Origin of the sequence: Thiorhodococcus minor, assembly GCF_010820565.1 — a bacterium.
Lineage (GTDB): Bacteria > Pseudomonadota > Gammaproteobacteria > Chromatiales > Chromatiaceae > Thiorhodococcus > Thiorhodococcus minor.
The window spans coordinates 1-3,320 of record NZ_JAAIJQ010000186.1; the positions used below are offsets into that span (position 1 = coordinate 1).

A 3,320-nucleotide genomic window follows, 5' to 3' on the forward strand; every position below is an offset into this window, starting at 1 on the left:
GGAGTCGTACTGGCAAGACCAAATCCAGCAAGCCGCATGACAAGCGACCAGCACGCATCACTTTTGGTCGCACCCCCCGTCAAGGCGAGTGTTGCGCACACACTGCGAAGGTGGCACACACTGGTGTCAGGCACACACTGGTGTCAAGTCTTGCCTCTTGCGAGACGTTTGGGCACACACTGGTGTCATGGGCACACACTGGTGTCAAGTCTTGCCTCTTGCGAGACGTTTGCGCTGTCGCGTTTTGCGGACCTCGGGGGACAGGTGGTTGGCGCAGCGGAGACAGGGCCGAGCGTCGCCAGTGCGCCTCCGCGGGCGAGAGAGCGCGTCGAAGGAGGCTCAGATGAGAAAAGTTCTTATCTAATGAGAGTTGCCGGCGAGCGCGCGGCTCGGCTGCGCGGATCCGGTCGCCTACGGCGTAGTAGAGGGGTGCGAGCGCAGCTAGCCGGTGGAGGGGATGGGCTGCACCAACGCGCGCATCTGCTCGGGCCTGCCCTGTCGGATGTGCCCCAGAGCCATCGCCATCATCACCGCGATGGCCAAGCCGACGCGGGTGGTCGTCTTGGCGATGCCGCGGATGAAGTGCTGCTCGAGGCCGAAGTGGCGGTCGATACGGTTGTTGATGCGCTCGAGTGCGCTGCGGCGGTTGTAGCCGCGCTGCCAGCTCGGAGAGCCGTGGAGGGTGGGGACGAAGATGCGCCGATCCTGCTCGTCGAGCTTGATGCGCACGATGCGCACGATGCGCCCGTAGTCACCGGGATTCACGCCGCCGGCTTGGTGGCACTGGGTTTGGCCGTGGCACTGGCGGCCATAGGCGGCGGCCGGACAGCGGTATTTGAGCGTGTTGCGATTGGCTTCGAAGCCCTGAAAGGCCAGGTCGCGTTGCTCACCCCTCACTGGACAGACGCAGTGCACGGAGCCTTTCTCGGTATAGACGATCGTATCAGCCCGTTCGGGGTCGAGCGGGCGGGTAATGGGCTTGGCGGGATCGTCATCGGGGAGGGCTTTCTCCTCACGCCACAGCTCGCGGGTATCGATCAGCGGGCGAATCTTATAGTCATCCCAGAGCAGGGCCTTGGTCTCGGCACTATCGAGACCGCGATCGGCGCTGAAGTCGCGACAGCGCTCGGCCAGCGCTGGGGTCTCCTCGAAGGTCGCGCGGATCATCGCGCGCAGGGTGGGCTGCTCGCTGACCGAGGCGGGCGTGACTTCAAACGCCACGGGGATGTCGTACTGGGTGTCGGCGATCAGATGCAGTCCATCGCCGAACCAGCGCTTGATCGTCTTCCACGCCTTGCCGGTGCGCGCGTCGACGCCGCTGGTTTCGTGATGGCCCCAGTCGGCCTCGGGATCGGAGGTCTGGCCGCTGGCGCGGTCTTTCTGCCCGGTGCTGTGACTGGCGATGTCGGTGCCGTCGAAGCCCAGATGGGCTCCAAAATCCGGCAGGACCGCCATGAGCTGCTCGCGCAGAATGACCACCATGTCGCTGACCATGCCAAGGGTCTCTTCGAGCGCGATGACATTGGCCAGAAAGCGTGGCCGGGGTGTCAGGCTCGACCCCAATAGCCATCCAATGGCTACGGACACGCCCGTGCTGAGGAGCCACCCGGGTGTTGGTCGCCAACCCCTGGGCCGAGATGCTTCGGGAGCCTCGGCGGCCGGCCCCGAGCCTGTCTTGTGTAGCGCTTCGGGCATTTCCCGATTTGTCTCCATCGCGGCGTCACCCAGCGTGCTTGGGTCTGTCGAGCCCGGTTTTTCCCAGCTCGGCCGGTCTGGCTCAGTCCTTCGGCGAAGTCGCAGGCGAATCTTCATGGGGTCGAGCGATCGGGGAAAAGGCCGATGACCGGGATCACCCAGGTGCCGCCAATCCCGGACGCACCCTCTGCGTCAGTCTAGGGTGATTTCCTGAAATGATCCTACCCAGAACAGCGCCTCCAGTAGGATGGGCAAAGCCCCTGGCACGCCGGCGCGCATGGGCAAGACGTTTGTGGGGCGTGCCCACCCAGGTCGCTCAGGCGCCTGGACGATGGGCAGGCTGCGCTTTGCCCATCCTACGGGGAATCTGTTTCCCGGAAATCACCTTACTTCTGCGGCTCGCTCGAGGGCGGGAAGACCTGGCTCCAGTCGCGCTTCATCGAGACCAAGAGCCAGCCATTGGATTCGGCGTCGTCCAGACCCTTGTCGAGTCGCCCGATATGGCTGTCGCGATCATAGGCGTATTCGCGCGACTTGTCGTCATGGTGCAGGATGAGGCCCAGGCGCTTGCCGCTGCCGGCGGTGGTCCATTCGAGCATCTGGTAGTCGCCGTCCGAATTGCCGAAGGCCAGGATGGGGCGGCGCCCGACGTGGCGCTGGATGCCGACGGGCTTGCCCGCCTTGTCGTCGACGAAGGCGATCTCCGCTTTGCGCAAGATGGACGGCACGCCTTCCAGGACCTGGTATTCCATCTCGATCTGCGAGCCGACGACCTGCTCGGGTGGGATGCCGTAGACCTGCTCGGTCCAGGGGCGCATGAAGTCGATCCCGCCGCCGGAGACGATGAAGGTCTTGAAGCCGTTGGCGCGCAGGTAGTCGAGCAGCTCCAGCATGGGCTGGTAGACGACCTGGGTGTAGGGCCGCTCGAAGCGCGGGTGCTGGGCGGAGGCGATCCAGTCGCTCGCAATGCGCGCGAAGTCGTCGCTGGTCATGCCGGCGTGGGTCGCCGCGACCAGCTTCAGCAGCCCCTCCATGCCGGATGCCTTCAGGGCGTCCAGATCGCCTTCGAGGAGCGCCTTGAACGGCTGCTCTTCCTGCCATTGCGGATGCTCGGGTGCGAGCGTCTTGACCCGATCGATGACGAAGGCGAGCTGGGTGTACATGGGCTGCTCGACCCAGAGGGTGCCGTCGTTGTCGAAGACGGCGACGCGCTCGGATGCCGGGACGAAGTCCGGACTGCCCTCGGTCGTGACGGCGGAGACGAAGTCGGTGATCGCAGTCTTCGTTGGATTGTCGCTCCATGAGGGAAGTGGCGCGGCCGCCGTGACGGCGCTGAAGGTGAGCGTGATGAGAAGGGCGGTCAGTGTGCGCATGCGGAGTCCTCCTGTGCGTGCGTGGCGAGATCGAAGACAAGGGGCATGTTACGATCCCTGGGAGCGTCGGTCTCCAGGCCGACAGGTCGCCGCAATGGTCGTGGGGGTCGATTCCAAGGACTGGTGTCGCCCTCGCGGGCGACACTCACAGGGAGCTGGGCAAGCAGGGGGGGCAGGGTCAGTTCTCGCCTTGTTGCATCGCGGTTCGGACAATCCGTCCGACGGTTGAGAGATGGATGCCGAAATACGCGG

At 64.8% G+C, this 3,320-nt stretch carries 2 protein-coding genes; both read right to left on the reverse strand.

What is annotated here, in order from left to right; all coding sequences use genetic code 11:
• Positions 1 to 441: 441 nt before the first annotated feature.
• Positions 442 to 1,563 carry a transposase gene (locus G3446_RS26025; protein WP_245232797.1) on the reverse strand — a complete coding sequence of 374 codons (1,122 nt, stop codon included), beginning with the start codon at positions 1,561 to 1,563 and terminating at the stop codon, positions 442 to 444.
• Positions 1,564 to 2,081: 518 nt separating this feature from the next.
• Positions 2,082 to 3,068, reverse strand: coding sequence for an HAD family hydrolase (locus G3446_RS26030; protein WP_164456571.1), 987 nt, complete (start codon positions 3,066 to 3,068; stop codon positions 2,082 to 2,084).
• Positions 3,069 to 3,320 lie beyond the last annotated feature (252 nt).

Coding starts and splice junctions, on each gene's coding strand:
- G3446_RS26030 (WP_164456571.1), bottom strand. CDS start 3,068: ATGCGCACACTGACCGCCCTTCTCATCACGCTCACCTTCAGCGCCGTC.